At 62.7% G+C, this 17,133-nt stretch carries 14 protein-coding genes; 7 read left to right on the top strand and 7 right to left on the bottom strand.

The window, feature by feature from the left end:
• Window positions 1-79: 79 nt before the first annotated feature.
• On the top strand, window positions 80-1,513 hold the full coding sequence (locus KHO53_RS16940; protein WP_036994159.1) for a M48 family metalloprotease: 1,434 nt from the start codon (window positions 80-82) through the stop codon (window positions 1,511-1,513).
• Between the two features lie 69 nt (window positions 1,514-1,582).
• On the opposite strand, the gene nadA is transcribed toward KHO53_RS16940, so the two are convergent.
• From nadA to KHO53_RS16920, 4 genes are all read right to left on the bottom strand, one after another.
• A complete protein-coding gene (gene nadA / locus KHO53_RS16935; protein ID WP_115088288.1) occupies window positions 1,583-2,641 on the bottom strand; it encodes a quinolinate synthase NadA in 1,059 nt (352 codons plus the stop codon).
• A 226-nt stretch (window positions 2,642-2,867) separates the two neighbouring features.
• Window positions 2,868-4,364, bottom strand: coding sequence for a YdgA family protein (locus KHO53_RS16930; RefSeq protein WP_213570535.1), 1,497 nt, complete (start codon window positions 4,362-4,364; stop codon window positions 2,868-2,870).
• Window positions 4,365-4,418: 54 nt separating this feature from the next.
• The gene (locus KHO53_RS16925; RefSeq protein WP_010223174.1) at window positions 4,419-5,288 is read right to left on the bottom strand and encodes an oxaloacetate decarboxylase; all 870 of its coding nucleotides are present in this window, start codon (window positions 5,286-5,288) and stop codon (window positions 4,419-4,421) included.
• Window positions 5,289-5,341: 53 nt separating this feature from the next.
• Window positions 5,342-6,256, bottom strand: coding sequence for a helix-turn-helix domain-containing protein (locus tag KHO53_RS16920; RefSeq protein WP_010223175.1), 915 nt, complete (start codon window positions 6,254-6,256; stop codon window positions 5,342-5,344).
• A gap of 174 nt (window positions 6,257-6,430) precedes the next feature.
• Between KHO53_RS16920 and KHO53_RS16915 the strand changes: the two genes are divergently transcribed.
• Genes KHO53_RS16915 through KHO53_RS16905 form a run of 3 tightly spaced genes read left to right on the top strand, consistent with a single transcriptional unit; the run spans window position 6,431 to window position 10,223 of the window.
• Window positions 6,431-7,789 carry a glutamine synthetase family protein gene (locus KHO53_RS16915; RefSeq protein ID WP_213570534.1) on the top strand — a complete coding sequence of 453 codons (1,359 nt, stop codon included), beginning with the start codon at window positions 6,431-6,433 and terminating at the stop codon, window positions 7,787-7,789.
• A 50-nt stretch (window positions 7,790-7,839) separates the two neighbouring features.
• Window positions 7,840-8,928: a polyamine ABC transporter substrate-binding protein gene (locus KHO53_RS16910; protein ID WP_010223177.1), complete on the top strand. Its 1,089-nt coding sequence runs from the start codon at window positions 7,840-7,842 to the stop codon at window positions 8,926-8,928.
• Window positions 8,925-10,223, top strand: coding sequence for an NAD(P)/FAD-dependent oxidoreductase (locus KHO53_RS16905; RefSeq protein ID WP_213570533.1), 1,299 nt, complete (start codon window positions 8,925-8,927; stop codon window positions 10,221-10,223). Before KHO53_RS16910 ends, KHO53_RS16905 begins: the two co-directional genes overlap by 4 nt.
• Window position 10,224: 1 nt before the next feature.
• Here KHO53_RS16905 and KHO53_RS16900 read toward each other — a convergent pair whose 3' ends face one another.
• Both KHO53_RS16900 and KHO53_RS16895 read right to left on the bottom strand, forming a co-directional pair.
• Window positions 10,225-10,917: a peptidoglycan DD-metalloendopeptidase family protein gene (locus KHO53_RS16900; RefSeq protein WP_010223179.1), complete on the bottom strand. Its 693-nt coding sequence runs from the start codon at window positions 10,915-10,917 to the stop codon at window positions 10,225-10,227.
• A 48-nt stretch (window positions 10,918-10,965) separates the two neighbouring features.
• Window positions 10,966-11,847, bottom strand: a complete 882-nt coding sequence (locus tag KHO53_RS16895) for a LysR family transcriptional regulator (protein WP_213570632.1) — start codon at window positions 11,845-11,847, stop codon at window positions 10,966-10,968.
• Between the two features lie 95 nt (window positions 11,848-11,942).
• On the opposite strand from KHO53_RS16895, the gene KHO53_RS16890 reads away from it, so the two are divergent.
• Complete coding sequence (locus tag KHO53_RS16890; protein WP_249684326.1) at window positions 11,943-12,893, top strand: DMT family transporter; 951 nt, start codon at window positions 11,943-11,945, stop codon at window positions 12,891-12,893.
• On the opposite strand, the gene KHO53_RS16885 is transcribed toward KHO53_RS16890, so the two are convergent.
• Window positions 12,835-13,293 carry a hypothetical protein gene (locus tag KHO53_RS16885; protein ID WP_036994147.1) on the bottom strand — a complete coding sequence of 153 codons (459 nt, stop codon included), beginning with the start codon at window positions 13,291-13,293 and terminating at the stop codon, window positions 12,835-12,837. The two genes, KHO53_RS16890 and KHO53_RS16885, sit on opposite strands and share 59 nt — an antisense overlap.
• Before the next feature lie 148 nt (window positions 13,294-13,441).
• Between KHO53_RS16885 and KHO53_RS16880 the strand changes: the two genes are divergently transcribed.
• On the top strand, window positions 13,442-14,695 hold the full coding sequence (locus KHO53_RS16880) for an SMI1/KNR4 family protein (RefSeq protein WP_100783014.1): 1,254 nt from the start codon (window positions 13,442-13,444) through the stop codon (window positions 14,693-14,695).
• Between the two features lie 168 nt (window positions 14,696-14,863).
• On the top strand, window positions 14,864-17,077 hold the full coding sequence (locus tag KHO53_RS16875) for a TonB-dependent receptor (RefSeq protein WP_213570532.1): 2,214 nt from the start codon (window positions 14,864-14,866) through the stop codon (window positions 17,075-17,077).
• Window positions 17,078-17,133 lie beyond the last annotated feature (56 nt).

Raw genomic sequence — 17,133 nt, 5'->3', positions numbered from 1 at the left:
AGCCCGGTAGGATACCGCCACTGGTCGCCAACGTGTGAGCGGGCTACAGTAAGGTTCTTTGTCGACCAGAGCTTCGTGCATGAATTTTCTGCGCCCTACCCTGCTGACGCTGGCCTGTTTGATGGCGCTCCCCAGCCATGCCGACGACCTGCCGTCACTCGGCGACGCCAGTTCTGCCATTGTCTCCCCGCAACAGGAACACCAGCTGGGCCGCGCCTGGCTCAGCCTGCTGCGGGGCAATGTCAACCAACTGAACGATCCCCAGCTCAAGGATTACGTCGAAACCAGCGTCTACCGCCTGGCCGAGACCAGCCAGCTACAGGACCGGCGCCTGGAGTTCATCCTCATCGACAGCCGCGAACTCAACGCCTTCGCCGCCCCCGGCGGGATCGTCGGGGTCAACGGCGGGCTGTTCCTCAATGCCCAGACCGAGGGCGAGTACGTCTCGGTATTGGCCCACGAACTGGCGCACTTGTCCCAGCGCCACTTCGCCCGGGGCGTCGAGGCCCAGCAACGCATGCAACTGCCGATGATGGGCGCGCTGCTGATCGGTATCGTCGCCGCCGCAGCAGGGGCCGGTGATGCCGGTATTGCCGCGATCGCCGGCACCCAGGCCGCAGCCATCCAGGAACAGCGGCGCTTCTCCCGGCAGAACGAACAGGAAGCCGACCGCATCGGTATCCTCAACCTCGAGAAGGCCGGCTACGATCCGCGCAACATGCCGACCATGTTCGAGCGCCTGATGCGCCAATACCGTTATGACGCCAAGCCGCCGGAATTCCTCCTGACTCACCCGGTCACCGAATCGCGGATCGCCGATACCCGTAACCGCGCCGAACAGGCGCCCAAGGGCGGCACTGAAGACAGCAAGCGTTATCAACTGATTCGTGCGCGGGTGGCATTGATCTACGAAGGCACCCCAGGGCTTGCGGCCAAGCGCTTCCAGGCGCAGCTCGACGAAAACCCGCAACAGGACGCCGCCCGCTACGGCCTGGCCCTGGCCCAGATCAAGGGCGGGCGCCTGAACGAGGCGCGCGAGAACCTCAAGCCGCTGCTGGCCAAGGCGCCCAACGACATCACCTACAACCTGGCGCAGATCGACCTGGACATCACCAACAACCGCTTGCCCGATGCCCAGCAGCGCGTCGAACGGATGCGTGGCCTGTACCCGGGCAACTACCCGTTGCAACAGGCGCGCATTGACCTGCTGCTCAAGCAGAACCGCCCCGCCGAGGCGGAAAAGGCGCTGGATGCGCTGCTCAAGAATCGCCCGCAAGACCCGGATGTCTGGTATGACGTGGCGGAAGTGCGCGGGTTGTCCGGCAACACCATTGGCCTGCACCAGGCCCGCGCCGAGTACTTCGCCTTGGTGGGCGACTTCGACCAGGCCTTGCAACAGCTCGATTACGCTAAACAGCGGGCCGGCAACAACTTTGTCCTGGCGTCGAAGATCGATGCGCGTCAGCGCGAGCTGATGGAGCAGCAGCGGATGGTCAAGGACATGATGCGCTAACACCGCAAAAAGCATCGCGGGGCAAGCCCGCTCTTACGGTAGGAGCGGGCTTGCCCCGCGAAGGCGTCGTCAGGCGTTACCGGACAACTTCATCCGCGCCGCCTGGGTAAAGTCGAGCATACGCTTGAGCGGCTTGATCGCCTGGGGGATCAGCGCTGGCTCGACGAAGATCTCGTTGCTGCCCTCACGCAGGCACTGCAAGGTGCGCTCCAGGGTATTCATCGCCATCCACGGGCAATGCGCGCAACTGCGGCAGGCCGCGCCGTTACCGGCGGTGGGCGCTTCGATGAAGATCTTGTCCGGGCACAACTGCTGCATCTTGTAGAAGATGCCGCGGTCGGTGGCGACGATAAAGGTCTTGTTCGGCAGGGTTTGCGCCGCAGCAATCAGCTGGCTGGTGGAACCCACCGCATCGGCCAGGTCAATCACCGCCTCAGGCGATTCCGGGTGCACCAGAATCGCCGCATCCGGGTACAGCGCCTTCATGTCGGCCAACTGGCGCGACTTGAACTCTTCGTGAACGATGCAGGCACCATCCCACAGCAGCATGTCGGCACCGGTCTGCTTCTGGATGTAGCGGCCCAGGTGCTGGTCCGGCCCCCAGATGATGGTCTCGCCGTTGTCCATCAGGCTTTCGACGATTTCCAGCGCGCAACTGGAGGTCACCACCCAGTCAGCCCGGGCCTTGACCGCCGCCGAGGTGTTGGCATACACCACCACGGTGCGCTCGGGGTGCTTGTCGCAGAACGCCGAGAACTCTTCTACCGGGCAGCCGAGATCGAGCGAGCAAGTCGCCTCGAGGGTCGGCATCAGCACGCGCTTTTCCGGAGTGAGGATCTTGGCCGTCTCGCCCATGAAGCGCACACCGGCCACCACCACGGTCGTGGCCGCGTGGTTCTTGCCAAAGCGGGCCATTTCCAGCGAGTCGGACACGCAGCCGCCGGTTTCTTCGGCCAGGGCCTGGATCACCGGGTCGCAATAGTAATGGGCAACCAGCACCGCATTTTGTGCCTTGAGTTCGGCAGCGATGGCGGCGCGGTAGTCGGCCTCTTGCTCGGGCGTCAGCGGCTTGGGCTGCTTGGCATCGAGGTGGGCCTGGACGAGAAGGCGTTCGGAAATCTGGGTCATGATCGCTGGACCTGCAGGCGCTTGAGCGCGTAAGTCGAGTGTATCACCGAGCCCTGGCAAATCGGCTACAGGCTCCGCAGGCAGGGCAACTCAGCCTTGCACACAGAACCACGGACCAGCTGCGGCCTCGGGTTTTTATAGGATGCCGAAGGCTACAGATAATCGGATGAATTCAAAAGGTTTTTTTAGTGAAACAAGCCCGGGGCGGGCGCCCCGGGCCTGAACATCAACCGCCTGTCGCCTGCATTGCGCTGGCGTTGGCCATGATCACGCTGGCGAACTGCTCAACGGTCATCTTCTGGCCGTTGAAGTCGACCATGCCATCGGCATAGTGCAGCGTGGTAACGATGTCGTTGCCCTCGACCTTGGCCATCTGGCTTTGCACCGCCATCATGCTGACCATTTCCCCGGCCTGAGCCGCTTGCTGGGAGACGATGGCAGCATCGGTCTGGCCTTCGAACTGCGCCTGCAGGGTCGCCAGGTCACCGATCATCGGCTTGGACAGCGACAGCTTGCTCTGCAGCTGGGTGATCAACTGCTTGTACAGCTCCTGCGGTGGCAACTCCAGAGAACTCGGGTTGGCCAGGTCAACGCTGAAGTTGAAACGGCTTTCGCCATTGGCAGTCTTGAACGACAGGTTCTCCAGGGCGATCTGCGGCTTGGCCGCCAGCAGACGCTGCACATCGCTGCGCACCTGGGCCGTTTCGGCCTCGGTCATCGCCAGGTCCGGCATGCCTTCACCTTCGGCAGCGGCCTTTTGGAACTCCGGCAGGCGGCTCTGGTACCAGCCGATCAGCGCCTGCATGGCCGGGATGTCGAGACGCTTGAGGCTCCAGACCATCTCGCCGGCACCGATGGCCTTGCCGTCGAAGTTGATGTCGGCAACCTTGTATTCCATGCGCGCCGAGAGCTTGTCACCGTCGTTCTTGTATTCGTTGTTCTGCGCCAGGCCCTTGAGCACCAGGACCTTCTGCTCGTCGCCGAAGGTCGCGACCGTGTCAGCCACGGCCATGTCCATCTTGCCGACATAGAAGCCGAACGGCGTCTTGGTCATGTCGCCGGTCAGGCTCAGGCCCTTGATCTCGACTTTCAGCACTTTGCTGTCGGGGTCGACCAGGTTCAGGCTCAGGCCGGCCGACTGGCCGGTGAGTTGCACATGTTCGGCGCCTTCGTTGCCGTGGCCACTGACTTCAAACCCGGAGAACTTCAGCGACGAGCCGTCCTTGCTCCACTCGATCGGCGCCACCTGGAAAGCACTGTCCATCGAGCGATCGTAGCCGTAGGCGACCTGGCCTTGCAGCGGCGAAACGTCCTTGGTCAGGGCGAACCAGTCAGCGGTGGCAGCGTCTTTTTCCAGGGCGTAGTGGCTTGCAGCCATGACCGGCATCAGCTTCAGTGCCTTGACCCGCGACAGCGGAAACGGCCCATGTTCGATCTGGTCGACAAAATTCAGCTCGAAACTTTTGCTTTCTTCACCAACCTGCAGGTTCTGCACCTTGAGGCGGTATTTGGCGGTACTGCTGAACAGACGGCTGTCCAGCGATACCAGTTGCAGCTCCATAGTGGTTTCCATGCCCAGCAGCGCCTGCTTGGTCTGGGCATTGGATTCGGCGATGGTGGTTTCGAGCACGCCGGGCAATTGCTTGCCGGTGTACCAGGCACCCGCGGTGCATGCCGCTGCCACTACCACTGCGAGGCCGAGTACGCCTGTAGATTTCTTCATGAATTGTTTCGCTTCCATTTGTAGAGAGTTGTTGCTTTGGTTAAGCCTTGTGGCTTATTCGTTGACATCCATGTACTCACGGGCCCAGACGATGTAGTCGCCCGGTACGGTGTAAGTATGGGTGAGTTCGGTGGCGCTCAGGTCCGAAGCGCTGCTGGTGATCCGCCGCTGTTCGCGCAGGCAGTCGTAGGTGGCCTTGATCGCGGCAAAGTAGGCGCCATGACCATCGACGGCGATACGCACGCCAAGCTCGGCCAGGCGCGCATCGTCGTGCAGCTGCGGGTTGCCGTAGGTCACCAGCATCAGCGGCACGCTCAGGTGCGCGGCGATCTGTTCAAGGTGGTCGAAGTCGCGGATACCGACCATGCACAGCGCGTCGGCGCCGGCGTTCTGGTAGGCCACGGTGCGGGCGATGACTTCTTCGGTCGGGATCAGCGCCGCGTTGGTGCGGGCAATGATCGACAGCTCCGGGTCGACCCGTGCCTCCAGTGCCGCGCGGATCTTGCCGACGCCTTCGGCGATGCTGACCAGGTCGGTGGACTTGCGCCCGAACTGGGCGGGCAGCAAGGTGTCCTCGATGGTCAGCGCGGCAATCCCGGCACGCTCAAGCTCGGTCACCGTGCGCATCACGTTGAGCGCATTGCCATAACCATGGTCGGCGTCGGCAATCACCGGTAACTGGGCCACCCGGCCGATCCGCGTTGCCTGCTCGGCGAATTCGCTGAGGGTGATCAGGGCAAAGTCAGGTGCGGCCAGCACCTGCAAGGATGCCACCGAGCCCCCCAGGATACCCACCTCAAAGCCCAAATCGGCGGCAATGCGCGCCGACATCGGGTCGAATACGGAGGCGGTGTGGTAGCAGGCAGGTGAGGCAAGCAGTTGGCGGAACGCGCGACGCAGGTCTTGGTGGGAGGCTCTTGGCATGGTCTTTCCAGGCTATCGACTTCATTTAGTAGGTCGAACATTACCACTGCTGGCTATCTGACTGACAGCGCCGCGCGTTTGAGGGTCTCGCTGGGCAGCTCCCTGAACAGCTTGCGGTAGCTGTCGGAAAACCGTCCCAGGTGCCAGAACGACCAGTGCATGGCCACCTCGGCCACGGTGGTGTCGCTAGGCCCGCTACTGAGCAGTTCACGCCGGGCACTGTTGAGCCGGCGCAGGCGTAGCCACTGTGCCGGGGCCATGCCGGTGAAGGCCTTGAAGGCGTGCTGCAACTGGCGCAAGGACACCCCGGCGACCTGCGACAGCTCCAGCAGATTAAGCGTTTCTTCCGGGCAATCGGCCGCCCATTCGCCGACTTTTCGCATGATCGCGCGCTCTTCGGTACGCCGCCACAACGCCCCGCGATCGAGGCAGATGCACGCGTTATCGAGAATGAACAGACAGTCTTCGAGCAGTTGCCCGGCCAGCGCATCCTGGCTTGGCGGGTCGATGGTCTGCGAGATGCGCGTGAGCGTCCCGCTCAGCCAGCGGCTGAACAGCTCGTTCTGCATCGAGTTCAGCGGCGCCATGAACAGCCCGTCGAGGCGGGCGATGTCCAGGCCGTGGCGCTGGACGAATTCCGGGCCGAACACCACCGCTACTTCCTGGTAGTTCTCCGGGGTGATCCAGATGTTGCGGCTTTCGCCATTGAGCACGTAGAGGCTGTGGTCGCTGCGGTCGAAGCAAAACGCCAGGGAGCCGGCCGGCGCACTGAAATTCTGCTCGATCCGGGTGTTCATGCACTCTTCGTAGATCTCCACGCCCTGCAGGTCAAGGCAGCGCAACTGGCCGGCGAAATGCCCGGGAGACATCTGTTGGTAATGCTGGGTCCAGCCTGGGGTGGCGCGGACCTGTTCGGTGACATCGGCGGTGTTGAAAGCCTGGACCCGCAAAGGCGTTGACGCTGTCATGAGCTGCTCTTTATGCACTCTTTTGGTGCATTTTAGTCTTGCTGAAAGTGGATAGATCGAATGCGCACGCGTCACCCAAGATAGACCTCAACGCGCTACAGGGGAAGCCGCTCGGGTGGCAAGCCGGTCGCAACTGCCGGTCCTGGCGTGGATAAAACCAACAACGAGGTCTTTATGAATGCCCCTTTCGATCAGCTGTCTGCGTGGCTGAAAGAGCACAAGATTACCGAAGTCGAGTGCGTGGTCAGTGACCTGACCGGTATCGCCCGCGGCAAGATCGCACCGACCAACAAGTTCCTGCATGAACGAGGCATGCGCCTGCCGGAAAGTGTGCTTCTGCAAACGGTAACCGGGGACTTTGTCGACGACGATATCTACTACGACCTGCTCGATCCCGCCGACATCGACATGGTCTGCCGCCCGGATTCGGCCGCGGTGTATGTGGTGCCGTGGGCCATCGAGCCAACCGCCGTGGTCATTCACGACACCTTCGACAAACAGGGCAAGCCGATCGAACTGTCGCCGCGCAACGTGCTCAAGAAAGTCCTCAAGCTCTACACCGACAAGGGCTGGCAGCCGATCGTCGCCCCGGAGATGGAGTTCTACCTGACCCAGCGCTGCGAAGACCCGGACTTGCCGCTGCAAGCACCGCTGGGCCGCTCGGGCCGGGCCGAAAGCGGTCGGCAGTCGTTCTCGATCGATGCCGCCAACGAATTCGATCCGCTGTTTGAAGACGTCTACGACTGGTGCGAAGCCCAGGGCCTGGACCTCGACACGCTGATCCACGAAGACGGCCCGGCGCAGATGGAGATCAACTTCCGTCACGGCGACGCCCTGGACCTCGCCGACCAGATCACCGTGTTCAAGCGCACCATGCGCGAGGCGGCGCTCAAGCACAACGTCACCGCCACCTTCATGGCCAAGCCTGTGGGCGACGAACCGGGCAGCGCCATGCACCTGCACCAGAGCGTGGTCGATATCGCCACCGGCAAGCCGATCTTCGTCGACGCCGACGGGGAGATGAGCGAGCTGTTTCTACACCACATCGGTGGCCTGCAGAAGTACATCCCCAAAGTGCTGCCGATGTTCGCACCCAACGTCAACTCGTTCCGCCGTTTCCTGCCCGACACCTCGGCGCCGGTCAACGTCGAATGGGGCGAAGAGAACCGCACCGTGGGCCTGCGCGTACCGACCTCGAGCCCCGAGGCCATGCGCGTGGAAAACCGCCTGCCAGGCGCCGACGCCAACCCCTACCTGGCGATTGCCGCCAGCCTTTTGTGCGGTTACCTGGGCATGGTCGAAAAGATCAACCCCAGCGCGCCGGTGCAGGGCCGCGCTTATGAGCGGCGCAACCTGCGCCTGCCCATCACCATAGAAGACGCCCTGGCGCACATGGAGGACTGCCCGACCATCGAGCAGTACCTGGGCAGCAAGTTCGTGCGTGGCTATGTGGCGGTCAAGCGTGCCGAGCACGAGAACTTCAAACGGGTGATCAGCTCCTGGGAGCGTGAGTTCCTGCTGCTCAGCGTTTGAGCTCGACCTTGTAACAAGTATCGAAAACAACAATTCGAAAAGGTGTCGATATGCGTCCCATGAAAACAGTCGTTACTGCAACCCTGGCGCTGCTGGTCAGCGCCGCGGCCCAGGCCCAGCCCAGTGTCAGCGTGTACAACTGGACCGACTACATCGGTGAAACCACCCTGGCGGACTTTCAGGGCAGCACCGGTATCAAGGTCATCTACGACGTGTTCGACTCCAACGAAACCCTGGAAGGCAAGTTGCTGGCCGGTCGCACCGGCTACGACGTGGTCGTGCCGTCCAACCACTTTCTGGCCCGCCAGGTCAAAGCCGGGGCCTTTGTGAAACTGGACCGCGAGCAGTTGCCGAACTGGAAGAACCTCGACCCGGTACTGCTCAAGGCCCTGCAAGAGAACGACGCCGACAACCAGCATTCGGTGCCCTACCTGTGGGGCACCAACGGCATCGGCTACAACGTCGACAAGGTCAAGCAGGTGCTGGGCGTCGATCACGTCGATTCCTGGGCAGTGATGTTCGAGCCTGAGAACCTGAAAAAACTCAGCCAGTGTGGCGTGTCGTTCATGGATTCGGCCGACGAGCTGTTCCCGGCCATCCTCAACTACATGGGCATGGACCCACGCAGCAATAACCCTGAAGACTACAAGAAGGCGGAGGCGAAACTGCTGACCCTGCGCCCCTATATCACCTATTTCCACTCCTCCAAATACGTCTCGGACCTGGCCAACGGTGATATCTGCGTGGCCTTCGGTTACTCAGGCGACGTGTTCCAGGCCGCCAATCGCGCCAAGGAAGCCAAGAACGGTGTCAACATCGCCTACGCCATTCCCAAGGAAGGCAGCAACCTGTGGTTCGACCTGCTGGCCATCCCCTCCGACGCCAGCAACCGCAAAGAGGCCTATGCCTTCATCAACTACCTGCTCGACCCGCAAGTGATCGCCAAGGTCAGCGGCGTGGTCGGCTACGCCAACGCCAACCCGCCGGCCAAGCAGTACATGGATGCCGAACTGGTCAACAACCCCGAGGTGTACCCGCCGCAAGAGGTGCTGGACAAGCTGTATGTCTCCACCACCCCGACGCCGGCGATCATGCGCCTGATGACCCGCTCCTGGAGCAAAGTGAAGTCGAACAAATGAACCAGCACACCTATGAACACGTCCGCTCCTATTACAGCGCCACGGCCCACAACCTGGCGGCTTACCCTGCCCTGGGCGCCGAACTGCAGGCCGATGTCTGCGTGATCGGCGGCGGCTTTACCGGGGTCAACTGCGCCATCGAACTGGCCCAGCGCGGGCTCTCGGTGATCCTCCTCGAAGCCCGGCACATCGGCTGGGGCGCCAGCGGTCGCAACGGCGGCCAGCTGATTCGCGGTATCGGCCACGAGGTCGAGGGCTTTGCCCGCTACGTCGGCCAGGACGGGGTGAAGTACCTGCAACGCGCCGGCATCGAATCGGTCGAAGTAGTGGCCGAGCGCATCTGCGCGCACGGCATCGATTGCGACCTGCGCTGGGGCTTTTGCGAACTGGCCAACACCCCGGCGCAGTTTGCCGCCTTCCGTGCCGAGCAGCAGAGCCTGGCCGAGCTGAACTATCGCCATGAAACGCAATTGGTCGGGCCCGAGCAAATGCACCAGGTGGTCGCCTCCGACGTCTATGCCGGCGGCCTGATCGATCGCGGTTCGGGCCATCTGCATCCGCTCAACCTGGTGCTTGGCGAGGCGCGCGTGGCCGCGTCCCTCGGCGTACGCCTCTTCGAACAGAGCCCGGTGGTGGAAATCAGCCATGGCGCCACCGTGCAGGTAAAAACCACCCACGGCACGGTGCGCGCCGGCAGCCTGGTGCTGGCCTGCAACGCCCACCTGGAGGAACTGGAGCCGCGCCTGAGCGGCAAGGTACTGCCCGCCGGCAGCTACATCATCGCCACCGAGCCGTTGTCACAGGCGCAGGCTGAGCAATTGATCCCGCAGAACCTGTCGCTGTGCGACCAGAAGGTCGGTCTGGACTACTATCGGCTGTCTGCCGACCGGCGTCTGCTGTTCGGTGGCGCCTGCCACTACTCCGGGCGCGACCCCGTGGATATCGCCGCCTACATGAAGCCGAAGATGCTCAAGGTATTCCCGCAACTGGCGGACACTCGCATCGACTTTCAATGGGGTGGCAAAATCGGCATCACCGCCAATCGCTTCCCCCAGGTCGGCCGCCTGCAACAGCACCCGAACGTGTTCTACGCCCAGGGCTACAGCGGCCATGGCCTGAACGTCAGCCATTGGACCGCGCGGCTATTGGCCGAGGCCATTCATGCCGGGCACAGCCAGGGCCTGGATGTGTTCAGCGCCGTACCGCACCTGACCTTCCCCGGTGGCAAGGCCCTGCGCTCGCCACTGCTGGCCCTGGGGATGTTCTGGTACCGCCTGCGTGAGGTGCTGGGCTGACTCAGCCGGCCGCCGGCAACACGCTCAGCGGATCGATCGGCTTGCCGTTCTGGCGGATCTCGAAGTACAGCTGCACCCGGTCGGTATCCAGGTCGCCGGCTTCGGCGATCTTCTGGCCCTTGCTGACGGTCTGGCCTTCCTTGACCAGCAACTTGCTGTTGTGACCGTAGACGCTGGCATGGGAGGTGCCGTGCTGGAGGATGATCAGGTTGCCGTAACCACGGATGTTCGTCGCGAACGCTACCTTGCCGCCGAGGCTGGCGTACACCGGCTGGCCCGGTGTGGCGGCGATGCGGATGCCCTTGTTGAGCTTGTCGGCGGACGAGTAGCGGCGGATCACCGTGCCCTGCAGCGGCCACGCCCACCCGCGCAAGGTGACCTTGGTGGCGGGCGCCACGGGTCTTGCCTTGCTGGCGCTAGCGGTGCTCGTGGTGGTCCGTGTGGCGGTTCTTGCACCGCCAAAGCGGATGGTCTGGCCGACATTCACCGCATAGGGCGCGCTGATGCCGTTGTAACGCGCCAACTCCTTGAAGCTCCAGCCATGACGCGAAGCGATCGAATACAGGGTATCGCCGCGCTTGACCTTGTAGGTGCCGGCCACGACTTTGTTGGCAGAAGGACCGGGGCTTGGGGAATGCGAACTGCATGCGGACATCGCCAGCATTACGGCGATCAGAACAAACCTGAAAAACACACCACTTCCTTTTCCCGGAGACGCCATTGACGAGGGCGCTACTATAAATCAGTCGGCGACATTACGCGGCAAAGTCCGTGCAAGTTCGATAAAGGCGCGGGTCGCTGGCGAGATGATTCGCTCATCGACCACCGCCAGCCCCACCGTGCGCTTGACCTGCGGATCGAGCGGGCGTTGCACGTACTCCAGGGTCGTGCTCAGCGGCAGGGACGCCTGGGCCACGATGCTCAAGCCTTCACCGCTGGCGACCATCTCCAGGGTGCTGAGCAGTTGTGAGGTGCGGTAGCGAATGCGTGGTTGCAGCCTGGCGCTGAGAAACAGGCGCGAGACGATCTCGGCGGACCCGGCCTCGGTCAGCACGAAGGGATCGCGGCAAAGCTGCTGGAGGGTCACCGCCGGTTGCTGCGCCAGCGCATGATCAACAGGCAGCAGCGCGACCATCTGGTCTTCCAGCAACGGATAGGTGTCGAGCTGCTCTTCAGGCAGCACCACGAAACCGATATCGATGCGCCGCTCCTGCAACCATTGCAACACTTGGCGATCCGGGCCCTCGTCGACATGCACTTCGATGCCAGGGTAGGCCTGGCGGTAAGCCTTGAGTATCGCCGGCAACAAACGCACCGACGCCGTCGGCCCGAACGAACCGATGCGCAGCGTGCCCTGCTTCATCCCTCGCGCATCCAGGGCCTCCTGGCGCATGGTTTCGGCCAGGCCAAGCATCGCTTGCGCCCGTTGCAGCAAGCGGCTGCCAATATCTGTCAGTTCGATCCGGCCCTGCTGGCGTTCGAACAAGGCCACGCCCAGCTCCTGCTCCAGGGCGCGAATAGCGTGGGAAACACCGGATTGCGAGATGTTCAGTTGCGCCGCCGCGAGGGTAAAGCCTTTACGCGCCGCCACCACGGCGAAAATTTCCAGCTGGGTCAAGGTCATCGGTAGCAGCCCCATGAGCGTTTGCTCATTTCCCTATGAGTTGGCATTCGATCAAGTATGGCGTATCGACGCCACATCGTCAGCCAGGGCCGCCCATGCCAACTCACGCTTGCACCTTTCTGAAACTCTCACTGGTCGCGATGATCTGGGGCGGCACCTTCGTCGCCGGACGCGCCCTTGCCAGCGGTATCGACCCGCTGTTTCTCGGCAGCCTGCGCTTCATCCTCGCTAGTGCGGTGCTGGTGCTCATCCTGATGGTTTCGAAACAAGGCTTGGTGCGGGTCAACACAGCGCAGCTCGTGCACATCGTGGGGCTGGGCTTTTTCGGGATCTATGCCTATACCCTGTTCTTCTTCCACGGCTTGCAGTACACGGACGCCTCCAGAGCCTCACTGATCGTTGCGACCAATCCTGCCGTCATGGCGATCGTCGCCTACCTGTGCTTCAGGCAACGCCTGGGCAGGGCCCAACTGCTGGGCGTCGCCCTGTGCCTGCTGGGCGCCGGCTGGGTGGTGCTGGCCCGAGCCCCCGGGGCGCTCGGCCAGGGCAACGGGATCGGCGATGGGTTGATTTTCGGCTGTGTACTGAGCTGGGTGATCTTCAGTGTCTTCTGCACCCGCGTGGTGACACAGATCGGTGCGCTGCACACCGTGACCTATGCAGTGTTCGCCGGGGCGGCGATGCTCAGTGTGCACGCTACGCTCAACGGCAGCATGAGCATCGCGTCGCTACGCGCGCTGACGGCGCGCGACCTCCTCTGCCTGGCCTATCTCGGGGCTGTGGGTTCCGCGCTGGCATACGTGATGTACTACGATGCCATCGCTAAAATCGGTCCGACCCGGGCCGGCAGCTTCATCGCCCTCAACCCGCTGACCGCCGTGGTCGCCGGCGCCTTGCTGCTGGGTGAGCAACTGACCGGTGCCATGCTGGCCGGCGGCACCCTGGTGATCCTTGGCATACTGCTGGCCAACCGGGTGCCGGCGCCGCTCAGTTTACCTGGTTCCAGTGCAGGTTCACCTTGCCAGTCTGGCCCGGAACAAGGGTGACTGTGCTCAACTGCTGCTCGCCATTACGCGAGGCGACCAGGTTGTATCTGCCCGGCGGCAGCTTGACGTAGACCATCGGCCCAACCTGATTCAGTTGCAGCAGGGCTTGCCCCTGCCCCCCTTGAATCGTCAGGTCGACGTCCGGCGCATACTCGTTCTGCGGGCCGGTCGAGAAGGTCAGATGCAGGTTGTAGCCCTGGACCTGCTGAATAGCCCGAGACTCATCAAGACCAATACCGCCGGTGAGGTAGCTCACGCCATTCTGCTCTTGAGGCTGCAGGTTGACCCCGGACGTGTCAATCGGCTCCTGGTACTGCGCAGCCTGCAATTGCAGAGCAGGCCAGCCCTGCAGTACCGCGGCCAGTGCAGTGATTAACGCAAGTGTGCTGAAGGATTTCATTGCCATGACTCCTGCGCTACAGCGTCGATACCATTTTACCCCGCTCATCCGTGGCGTTTAGATCGATTCGGCGTGACGGACGCGGGCAATACAATGACGGTTTAATAGCGTGCTAGAGTCTGCGGCCCAATCTGAAGGTGGACCACGAATGGACCTCTCCCCCGCCGAACGTCAGCTGTTGCAGGACCACCATCTGGCCCTGTTCGAGGGTTGCGTGATCTTCGACACTCAACCGCCCATTGACGCAGCCAACCTGGCCCGACTCGAAACCCACCTGAACGGCCCAGTGCCTGAGCAACTGCTGCGATTGTGGCAAACCTGCTTTGGCGGTCGCGTGGGCTATGACCTGGAGGTGGTCTACAACGGCCACCGTCATCCGTTTTCCTTCAGCGAACTGTTCTATCCGGGCAGCGACGGTTATCGCGACCTTTGGGGCTGGATCGAGCACGAACTGGAGCAGGCCGAAGAAGCCGCCCGCGCAGCGGGGCACCCATGGAGCGGCAAGCTGGACTACCTGCCGTTCGGTGGTTTCGAGTACCTGGAACGCCTGTACGTGTGCGTCACTCCAGGGCCCGAGTACGGCGCAGTGATTGCCTGGAGCCGTGGACTGCCGCCAGCCTGGGCCGGCAGCCTGCACCAGGACAGCCTTGCCCGCATCGCCGATGACGTCGGCGCGCTGTTGCGCCTGCTGGCCTACGAAGCAGATCCCTTCGACCCAGAGACTGAATACAGCAGCGCCAGCGAACTGCTTGAAGCGCTGGATGAACTGGACAATGACGGCGAAGCGGGCATGGCGCTCAAGGCCCGACTGGCGGCATTGCTGCGTCAACGGGTGCTGGACTGGCGCCCGGCACTGGCTGACGGCAGCCTCGCCAACCAGCCCCGCTTGCGCCAACTGGCGATGCTCGATGCCGCCGAACACGGCGACATCGAGCGTCTGGACGCCCTGCGCAAAGCCGGCTGCGACCTGAGCGAGGCGCTGCGCGGGCACGCCGCCAGCCTGGAGTGCTGCCTGCAGCACGGGCACCTGGCAGCGGCCAACTGGTTGCTCGACCAGGGCATCCCGGTGCAAGCCGACACGCTCTTGGTGGCGGCTGCCCAGGTGACTCCGGCATTGGCTTGCCGCTTGCTGGACATGGGTGCCTTGAGCGACCCCAACGCCGTGCTGAGCGCCGTTGCCCAGGGCCACATGGAAAGCGCCGAAGTCATGGCCCGACCATTGCTTGAAGCATCGCAGGCCAGTGCCGGCGCCTTGCGCAAAGCGCTGGTCGAGCGCGCCGAGCAGCAGCGTCGCGACGCCAAGCGGATCAAGGCTGGCAAGCTGTACAGCAATCTCGGTTTCGAACAGTACCTGGCCGAAGCTGAACGCATGGAAACATTTCTGCGCCAGCACGTGCACTGAGGCCTTGAACGGGCCCGCGACAGCTGAAGGTCGTGGGCAGCCGTTTTTTGAAATTATTTGTTACAACTGAGCGTGAAGCTGAAGCTTCAAGGGCGCTTATCATAAAAACGCATCTGTTAATAATTCTCATAAACAACAGCGTTTTTATTTGTGTAGGTAGCTCCGCCCATGACACGCGAACTCACCCCCGGTCGTTCCTCCCGCCCCTTCATGGCTTCGGCAATCGGCCTGGCTGTCGCCTCGGTCTCAAGCTATGCCGTCGCCGACAAAGCACCGTCCTCCCCCCTACAGCTGGACAACATCAACGTCGACGCCCAGGCTGGCGGTGACTACAAGACCGAACATTCGGCCTCGAGCAAGTACGCCACATCACTGCTCGACACGCCACAAACCATCACCGTGGTGCCTTCCCAGGTCATCAAGGAGCAGCAGGCCCTGAGCCTGCGCCAGGTGCTGTCCAACGTCTCCGGCATCACCTTCAACGCTGGCGAAGGCGGCGGCGGTTCGGGCGACAGCATCAACATCCGCGGCTTCTCGGCCAACAGCAACATCCAGATCGACGGCCTGCGCGACAGTGCGCAGACCAACCGCACCGACACCTTCAACATCGAGCAGGTCGAAGTCATCAAGGGCCCCAACTCGGTGTTCGGCGGTGCCGGCACTACCGGCGGTAGCATCAACATCATCAGCAAGCAGCCCCAGAACCAGGCATTTACCCGCCTGGGCGGCAGCGTCGGTACCGACAACTACTACCGCATGACCCTGGACAGCAACCAGCCGCTGGAAGGCGTGGGGCAAGACAGCGCATTTCGCATCAACCTCATGGGCCACCAGAACGATGTCGCCGGTCGCGAGCAGATCGACCGGGAACGCTGGGGTGTCGCGCCGTCCCTGCGCCTGGGCCTGAGCGAGTCCACGCGCCTGACCCTGAGCGCCTTCCACCAGGTCGATGACAACCTGCCTGACTACGGCGTACCGGCCCTGGACGGCAAACGCCTGGCAGGGGTTAACCGCGACGACTATTTCGGCTGGAGGAACCTCGACAAGGAAGAGATCGAGCAGAGCTCGCTGACCGCCAACTTCGAACATGATTTCAACGACAACCTGCGCCTGCAGAACCTCACGCGCTACAGCCATATCGCCCGCGATACCACGGTATCCGCTTCCCACGTCAATACCACCGGCGTCCCCCCGGGCCGTTACCGCCCCGCAGGCCCGCAAGGCTATGGCCGCGACGCGACCACCGAAATGTGGATTAACCAGACCAACCTGATCAGCAACTTCAACGTGCTGGGCATGCGTCACGACCTGGTCAGCGGCATTGAAGTGTCACGTGAAACCCTGGACCTGAAAACCTACGGCTATGGGCTGAGCAACGCCCTGTACCCTGCCAACGGCTACGACCTGAGCAACCCGCCGGGGTATTGGTCGGGGCCGGCCAACAAGGCCACCAGCGGCTACACCGAGACCGAGCTGAACAACCAGGCGCTGTACGTGTTCGACACGATTGCCCTGCATGAGCAATGGGACCTGAACCTGGGGCTGCGCTACGACATGTTCAAAGGCGAGGCCCAGGGGTACGACGCCGCCCGCGTGCGCACCTCCGACTTCGAATCGAGCGACGAGAAACTCAGTGGCCGCGCCGGGCTGGTCTACAAGCCGACTGAGAATGGGCGCATCTACCTGGCTTGGGGCAACTCCTTCAACCCCTCCGCCGAAAGCCTGGCCTCCACCGGCGGCGGCCTGAGTGCTACCACTGAAAACCTCGCCCCGGAGAAAAACCAGACCTGGGAACTGGGCACCAAATGGGAGTTGCTCGACAAACGCCTGGAGCTGGACGCCGCCCTGTTTCGCGTCGAGAAGACCAACGCGCGCGAAACCATGGCCGACGGCTCGACCCAACTGGCCGGCAAGCAGCGCGTACAGGGCGTGGAAGTCGGCGTGACCGGGCACATCACTGAACAGTGGGATGTGTTCGCCAACTACACCTTCCTCGACAGTGAAACCCTCAAGGCCGCCGACACCGCAGCCGGTATTGCCCGTGAAGGCCAGGCGCTGGGCAACACCCCGCCACGCTCGCTCAACCTGTGGACCACCTACGAGCTGCCTGCTGGCTGGACCCTGGGCTATGGCGCGCGCTACGTCAGCGAACGCAACGTGACCTCCAGCACCAGCGCCAAACTTGACGCCTATTGGCTGCACAATGCGATGGTGGCGTACCGGGTCAACGAGGACCTGGATCTGCAGCTGAACGTCAACAACCTGTTCAACAAGGACTATGTCGAACGTGTCCGTCAGCAAAATGGTACCGGGGCACGTTCTTCGGCAATCGAGTATGGCGATGCGCGTTCGGCGATTCTCTCGGCGACCTACGCGTTCTGATTGGTAGGAGCGAGGGTGCAACCTGCCTCGCGATTGCGTATGTCCTTCATATCGCA

It is taken from the genome of Pseudomonas sp. RC2C2 (assembly GCF_018390435.1).
Taxonomy (GTDB): domain Bacteria; phylum Pseudomonadota; class Gammaproteobacteria; order Pseudomonadales; family Pseudomonadaceae; genus Aquipseudomonas; species Aquipseudomonas donghuensis.
This window is presented reverse-complemented; position numbering and strand designations above follow the sequence as displayed.

Coding starts and splice junctions, on each gene's coding strand:
- KHO53_RS16940 (WP_036994159.1), top strand. CDS start 80: ATGAATTTTCTGCGCCCTACCCTGCTGACGCTGGCCTGTTTGATGGCG.
- nadA (WP_115088288.1), bottom strand. CDS start 2,641: ATGACCCAGATTTCCGAACGCCTTCTCGTCCAGGCCCACCTCGATGCC.
- KHO53_RS16930 (WP_213570535.1), bottom strand. CDS start 4,364: ATGAAGAAATCTACAGGCGTACTCGGCCTCGCAGTGGTAGTGGCAGCG.
- KHO53_RS16925 (WP_010223174.1), bottom strand. CDS start 5,288: ATGCCAAGAGCCTCCCACCAAGACCTGCGTCGCGCGTTCCGCCAACTG.
- KHO53_RS16920 (WP_010223175.1), bottom strand. CDS start 6,256: ATGACAGCGTCAACGCCTTTGCGGGTCCAGGCTTTCAACACCGCCGAT.
- KHO53_RS16915 (WP_213570534.1), top strand. CDS start 6,431: ATGAATGCCCCTTTCGATCAGCTGTCTGCGTGGCTGAAAGAGCACAAG.
- KHO53_RS16910 (WP_010223177.1), top strand. CDS start 7,840: ATGCGTCCCATGAAAACAGTCGTTACTGCAACCCTGGCGCTGCTGGTC.
- KHO53_RS16905 (WP_213570533.1), top strand. CDS start 8,925: ATGAACCAGCACACCTATGAACACGTCCGCTCCTATTACAGCGCCACG.
- KHO53_RS16895 (WP_213570632.1), bottom strand. CDS start 11,847: ATGACCTTGACCCAGCTGGAAATTTTCGCCGTGGTGGCGGCGCGTAAA.
- KHO53_RS16890 (WP_249684326.1), top strand. CDS start 11,943: ATGCCAACTCACGCTTGCACCTTTCTGAAACTCTCACTGGTCGCGATG.
- KHO53_RS16885 (WP_036994147.1), bottom strand. CDS start 13,293: ATGAAATCCTTCAGCACACTTGCGTTAATCACTGCACTGGCCGCGGTA.
- KHO53_RS16880 (WP_100783014.1), top strand. CDS start 13,442: ATGGACCTCTCCCCCGCCGAACGTCAGCTGTTGCAGGACCACCATCTG.
- KHO53_RS16875 (WP_213570532.1), top strand. CDS start 14,864: ATGACACGCGAACTCACCCCCGGTCGTTCCTCCCGCCCCTTCATGGCT.